The following is a 5,973-nucleotide window of genomic DNA, read 5'->3' on the forward strand; positions in this document are numbered from 1 at the left end:
CGGCCGTTCCCGCCGGCGGACCAGCCGACCACCGCTGCGCGGCCGTGCCCGAGCAGCTCGCCACCTGGAGCGGGGCGCCGGAGCCGCCGCCCTCCATCGGGTCGAGGCAGAGCCCGGTTCCCACGTTGTAGTACGCGGAGGTCGCCGGCAGGAACTCCCACTGCTGCACGCTGCTGCCCGTGGTGCAGGCCGCCGCCTTCAGCCGCCGGGTCGCTGCGTCGGTCGTGAGGCACAGGCCTCCGCGCTGCGGGAAGGTGAGCCGGTCGGAGGCCTCGCGCACCAGCACCTGGTTGGCGTTGCCGACGCAGTTCCAGAGCCCCGCGACGGTTCCGCCGTTCAGCAGGTCGACGCACCGGCCGGTGGCGCCGTTCGCGAGCACGACCGGCGCCGTCGTGATGCCGGTGCCGCCCGGGTTGACGCTGATCGTGCAGCGCTGGTCGGTGGCGCACTGGCTGCGGGCGACCGAGGCGCAGTTGCCGTACGTGTAGGTGGAGCTGCTCGTGGTGCGCACCGCGCCGCCGTTGGCCGTGGGCTGGCCGTAGACCGCGGTCGCCGGGGAGACGGCGCTGCAGCTCGCCGGCTGGTCGGTCCCCTGCGCGAAGTTCTCCGTCCACTCCATCAGCGACGAGAGTCCGCCGCGGTCGGAGGGCACGGTGATGGTGGCGATCCGCGTCGTCGTCCCGGTCGTGGTGTCGGTGAGGGAGGCTCCCCAGCCGAGCGTTCCGGAGCGGGCGATCGAGAAGCGGTAGGCGACGCCCTCCTTCCACGCGAACGGCGCCTCGCACTTGATCCCGACGCCCTCGCCGCCGAACGTGCCGCAGGACGTGCCAGTGCCGACGTCGCGGAAGCCGGTCGCGTCCCAGATCGAGAAGTTGACGAACTTGTCGTTTCCGCTCCGGCGCTGGAGGCCGATGTAGCCGCCCGAAGACGACCGGGCGAAGCCCCACTGGTGCGCCCAGTAGGTCTTGCCGTTGTACCCGGGGTCCCGGGTGATCGCGATGGACGTCTCGAACGAGTCGTAGCCGGCGGTCGTGGCCGGGAAGGTGCGGCCGATGACGGCCATGCCTCCGGCGACGATCGACTTGACCGGGGTGACGACGCGCGCGTCCGGGTGGACGGGAGCCGCGGCGGCGGCCGGCGCGGCGGGCATGAGCAGGCCGACCGCGGCGACGGCGGCGGCGAGGGCGGTCGCCGCGCGCGCCGCCGGGCGGTGACGTGCGCGGAGGGCGCGGCGCAGGCGCGACGCGCTTCGGGGAAGCAGGGGCATGGGCGTCTCCTGAGATCGGGTGTGGACGACCCGACCCTAAGAGGCGGCCGCGGCTCCCCGGTCCGGAAGACGTCGCCGGGCCCCGCTAACCCGTGGTGGTGCCCGCCGGTGCAGTGGTCTGCTGCAGCGCCTGCGGGATGAGGGCGCGGATGCGGTCGGGTTGCGAGGAGAGCACCACGACATCCACGCGCCGGTTCCGGGCGAGCTCGGTGTCGGAGCTGCCCGTCGCGTCGGCCAGGGGCCGCGCCGATCCGTAGCTGATGGCGGAGATCAGGTTCTGCGGGAAGCCGTCCGCCTCCACCAGGTGCCGCAGCACGCTCGTGGCGCGGCCGGCCGACAGCTCCCAGTTCGTCGGGTAGGGGGCTCCCGGCGCGCGGGAGTCGGCATGGCCCTCCACCGTCACCTGGTAGCCCGCGGGCGAGAGGATCGGGCCGATGTCGTCGAGGACCTGCACGGCCGTGGCGCTCAGCTCGGCGCGGTTCGAGTCGAAGAAGGTGGAGCTGCCGACCAGCCCGATGGTCAGGCCGCGCTCGTCGATCTTGAGCTGGACCGCGTCCTGCAGGCCGTCGTCGGTCAGCGCCGACTGGATCTTGTCCTTCAGGAGCTTGAGGTTCTGCGCCTCCCGCTGGGCGAGGGCGAAGTCGGTGGTGTCGCCCTTGTCCTCCACGTGCGCGGGAGGCACGACCACGCCGGACGCGGTGTCGACCTTCTCGGTCTTCACCTGGCCGAAGCCGGTGGCGAGCGAGTTCTTCAGGGCCTCGAACTTCTTCGCGTCGACGGTCGACATGGCGAACAGCACGATGAACATGCACATGAGCACGGTGACCATGTCCATGTAGGAGGCCATCCAGCGCTCCTCGTTCTCGTGCTCCTCCGGCTCCTCGTGCCGGCGGCGGCGACGCGCGCTCATGTCAGGCCGCTTCCTCGGTGCCGAGGCCGAGGTCGGCGCTCGAGCCGGTGGCCGCCTTGGCCTTCGCCGGCTTCGCGGCGCCGTCCGGGACCATCGCCCGCAGGCGCTCGCCGAGGAGGCGCGGCTGGCTCCCCGCCTGCACGGCGAGCACACCCTCCATCAGCAGCGTCATGCGCTCGACGTCGAGCTCGGACAGCCGGCGCAGCCGCGAGCCCAGCGGCAGCCAGAGGAAGTTGGCCGAGAGGAGGCCCCACAGCGTCGCGACGAACGCGCTCGCGATCATCGGGCCGAGCTCGCCTGGCTCGGCGAGGTTCTCGAGCACGTGCGTGAGCGACACGACGGTGCCGATGATGCCGATGGTCGGCGCGTAGCCTCCCATCGCCGAGAAGAACTTGGCGGCGACGCGGTCCTTGCGCGAGCGGGTCGCGATCTCGTCCTCCAGCAGCACGCGCAGCTCGTCGCCGTCGGTGCCGTCGGCGATGTTCTGCAGGGCGCGCTTGAGGAACGGGTCGTCGACCGCCTCCGCCTCCTGCTCCATCGCCAGCAGGCCGCTCGACCGCGCCTTCTCGGCCAGGCGGACGACCTCGTCGATGACGCGGGCGGGCGGCTCCACCTTGCCGCGCAGGGCGCGCGGGAGCGACTTCACCGCGGTCAGGAAGTCCTTGATCGTGCCGCTGGCGATACCGACGGCGATGGTGGCGCCGAAGACGAGCACCATCGGCGCGGGGAGGAGCAGCGCGCTCAGATGCGCGCCCTCCATCGTCACCATCGCCACGACGGCGCCGAACGCCAGGACGATCCCGATGATGGTCGCCGGATCCATAGTTGTGCCTCTTCTCGCTACTTCTTGGTCGCGCGCAGGGGGACGGCGCGCACGCCGCCCTCCGCCTGGTCGAGCGCCGGTGCGGGGACCGGACGCGGACCCGCCACGGGCAGGTCGTGGGCGAGCGCGATCACACGCGCCCGGTACGTCGCGATCTTCTCGATCACCTCGGCCATGGACTCGGTGACGATGAACTTGGCTCCGTCCACCATCACCAGCGTCGTATCGGGACTGGCGTGGATGCGCTCGATCAGGTCGGGGTTGACCGCGAACTGGGTGTCGTTCAGTCGGGTGACGACGATCATGGGCGCGAATCCTGGTCTCGGCTCCGGGTGAGCCGTCACCGTACCTATCGGTCGGGTACGGGTCGGTCGTTAGGGGGACCGGGGCAAGCTAACGGCTCGGCCGCGCGTGCCGATAGAGAGGGGCGTGACCCTCCTGCACGCTCCCGCGACGGACGCGCCGGTGTACGACTTCCGGCGGCCGACGACGCTCGCGCGCGAGCACTCGCGCGTGCTCGAGCTGGCCTTCGAGACCTTCGCCCGGCAGTGGGCCACGCAGCTCACCGCGAAGGTGCGCGTGCTCAGCCAGGTGACCTGCGACTCCGTGCAGATGCAGACCTACGACGAGTACGCCGCGTCCCTTCCGGCGACGACCGCGATGGTGCTCTGCGAGCTCGACGGGGTCGCGCCGCGGGGCGTGATCCAGTTCCCGACGGTCGCCGCCCTCTCATGGGTGAACGCGATGCTCGGCGGCTCCGGCGTGCCGGTGGAGAGCGAGCGCACCTTCACGCAGATCGAGCACGCGCTGGTGCGCCGGCTGATGGACGACGCGCTGGAGGACCTCGGCTACTCGCTCGGGTCGCTGCTGACCGCCCCCATCGGTGTGGCCGCCATCCAGTACAACTCGCAGTTCGCCCAGGCGGCCGCGACCACCGAGCTGATGATCGTGGCCGCGTTCCAGCTGCGCGTCGGCGACAGCGTCGCCTCCGCCACCGTGGCCATCCCCGCCGTCGCGCTGCTCCCGCAGCTTCCCGACGCCAACCCGACCAGCGGCACCGACGACGCGCGCGAGCTGATCGACGCGCAGCTGGCGCGCGTGCCCGTGGACGTGTCGGTGCGGCTCGCACCGGCCAGGGTCAAGCCCAGCGTGGTGCTGGGGCTCGCGGTCGGCGACCTCCTGCCCATCCCGCATCCGAACCACCGGCCGTTCGATCTCGCCGTCGGGGACGTCCCCGTCGCCGGCGCCGCGCTGGGCTCCAGCGGCTCGCGCCTGGCGTGCGTGATCGTGTCGACCGAGGACTGAAGAAGGCTGAACCGATGAACAACCTCACCATCGCCGCCGGCGACACCCTCTCGCTGGCACAGGCCCAGGCGGCCGCGGAGGCCCTCGCCGGGGTGCTCCCGACGGGGGCGCCGCTCACCGCGATGCTCGAGACGGCGCGCTCGTTCGAGGGGCGTACCGCGTCGGCGGTCGTCGCGAGCTTCGTCGGGGCGGTCTCGGCCGACCTGGCCGTGGTGCTGCTGGAGGCGCCGACGCTCGTCGACGACGGCGCGGACGGCTCCCCGCTGGTCGCCCTCCAGGACGTCCTGCAGCCGGCGCTCGAGGCGGCGGCCGGCACCCTGGGCGCCGGCGTGCTCGACGACGCCAGGGTGGAGGAGGCGGCCGAGCTGTTCGCGGACCCGGCCACGACGGTCTTCGCGCTGAACGGCGCCGGCGGCGTCGCGGGCTGGTTCGCGCTGCGCGGGCGCGCCTCCACCCTCCCCTCGCGCTCGGCGGCGACCGGGCCGATGGCGGGCAAGCTGGCCCGCATCTCCAACGTCGAGATGGCTCTCACGGTCGAGATCGGCCGGACCAGGATGGCCGTGCGCGACGTGCTCGCGATGGAGCCGGGCGCCGTGATCGAGCTCGACCGCTCGGCCGGGTCGCCCGCCGACGTGCTGCTCAACGGGCGCCTGATCGCGCACGGCGAGATCGTGGTCGTCGACCAGGACTACGCCGTGCGCATCACGAAGATCCTCGACGCGGCCGAAGAGCTGGACTAGCGCGGGAGCCGGACCGGCGCGGGGCGCTCGCCGAACCCGCAGCATCCGCTCGTCGGCAGGGACGACATCGTGCTGACCCCGGCCGGCGTGACGCGCACCGAGGGTGCTCGGACGCCGTTCCTTCAGCGCCCGTTCCTTCAGCGCCCGCGCACTCAGCGCCGCGGCGTCCAGCCGGACGGCAGCGGGCCGCCGATCGCGGCGCGCTCGGCGTCGGCGCGCGCCGACCAGCCCTGCGCCTCACCCTCGGCGTCGAACCCGCCGCGGGCCACCCGGAAGCCGACGTCCTCGTGGCGTGCCTGCGGCGGACCGCCGCGGCGCGTGGAGGCGCGGACGCTCCACGCGTCGTCGGCGAACCCGCCGCCGCGGAACACCCGGTAGTCGTCGTAGCGGGCCGGGTCGAGCAGGTCCCAGCACCACTCCCACACGTTGCCGAGGGTGTCGAACAGGCCGTAGAGGTTGGGGAGGCGGCCGCCGACCTCGGCGGGCGCGCTCAGGCCGTCGGCGCTCGTCCACGCGACCTCGGCGAGCGGGCCGTAGTGCGGGCCGGTCGAGCCGGCGCGGCAGGCGTGCTCCCACTCGGCCTCGGTCGGGAGGCGGAAGCCGTCCGCATCCACGTGCCAGGTGACCTCGTCGCCGCTGACCGAGTACGCGGGGTCGAGTCCCTCCCACTCCGATGCGGCGTTGCAGAAGCGGATCGCGCGCAGCCAGCTGACGCCGGTCGCGGGGCGGCGCGGGTGCGCGGCGGGCTCGCCCAGCAGCTCGGCGACCTGCTCCTCGGTCACGGCGTAGACGCCCAGCTCGAAGGGTTCGAGCTCGACGCTCCAGCGCCGCTTGTTCCTGGCGTCGTGCAGCTGCACGGTGCCGCCGGGCACGCGCGCCAGCTGGATCTCGCTCTCCTCCACCCCTCCACCCTCCCACGCCGCTCCCT

General features: G+C 73.0%; 7 protein-coding genes. 2 read left to right on the plus strand and 5 right to left on the minus strand.

The window, feature by feature from the left end:
- From ACR9ZG_RS17560 to ACR9ZG_RS17575, 4 genes are all read right to left on the minus strand, one after another.
- The coding region (locus ACR9ZG_RS17560; protein WP_481286136.1) for an RICIN domain-containing protein at positions 1-1,267 on the minus strand (1,267 nt) is incomplete at its 3' end.
- Positions 1,268-1,352: 85 nt separating this feature from the next.
- Positions 1,353-2,177: an OmpA/MotB family protein gene (locus tag ACR9ZG_RS17565; protein ID WP_481286137.1), complete on the minus strand. Its 825-nt coding sequence runs from the start codon at positions 2,175-2,177 to the stop codon at positions 1,353-1,355.
- Between the two features lies 1 nt (position 2,178).
- Positions 2,179-3,000: a motility protein A gene (locus ACR9ZG_RS17570; protein WP_481286138.1), complete on the minus strand. Its 822-nt coding sequence runs from the start codon at positions 2,998-3,000 to the stop codon at positions 2,179-2,181.
- A 17-nt stretch (positions 3,001-3,017) separates the two neighbouring features.
- Complete coding sequence (locus ACR9ZG_RS17575; RefSeq protein ID WP_481286139.1) at positions 3,018-3,305, minus strand: flagellar FlbD family protein; 288 nt, start codon at positions 3,303-3,305, stop codon at positions 3,018-3,020.
- A gap of 124 nt (positions 3,306-3,429) precedes the next feature.
- On the opposite strand from ACR9ZG_RS17575, the gene ACR9ZG_RS17580 reads away from it, so the two are divergent.
- The gene (locus ACR9ZG_RS17580) at positions 3,430-4,305 is read left to right on the plus strand and encodes a flagellar motor switch protein FliM (RefSeq protein WP_481286140.1); all 876 of its coding nucleotides are present in this window, start codon (positions 3,430-3,432) and stop codon (positions 4,303-4,305) included.
- A 14-nt stretch (positions 4,306-4,319) separates the two neighbouring features.
- Positions 4,320-5,045: a flagellar motor switch protein FliN gene (gene fliN, locus ACR9ZG_RS17585; RefSeq protein ID WP_481286141.1), complete on the plus strand. Its 726-nt coding sequence runs from the start codon at positions 4,320-4,322 to the stop codon at positions 5,043-5,045.
- Positions 5,046-5,197: 152 nt separating this feature from the next.
- On the opposite strand, the gene ACR9ZG_RS17590 is transcribed toward fliN, so the two are convergent.
- On the minus strand, positions 5,198-5,947 hold the full coding sequence (locus tag ACR9ZG_RS17590) for a formylglycine-generating enzyme family protein (RefSeq protein ID WP_481286142.1): 750 nt from the start codon (positions 5,945-5,947) through the stop codon (positions 5,198-5,200).
- Positions 5,948-5,973 lie beyond the last annotated feature (26 nt).

Source organism: Leifsonia sp. KNZ12-8B (assembly GCF_056755495.1).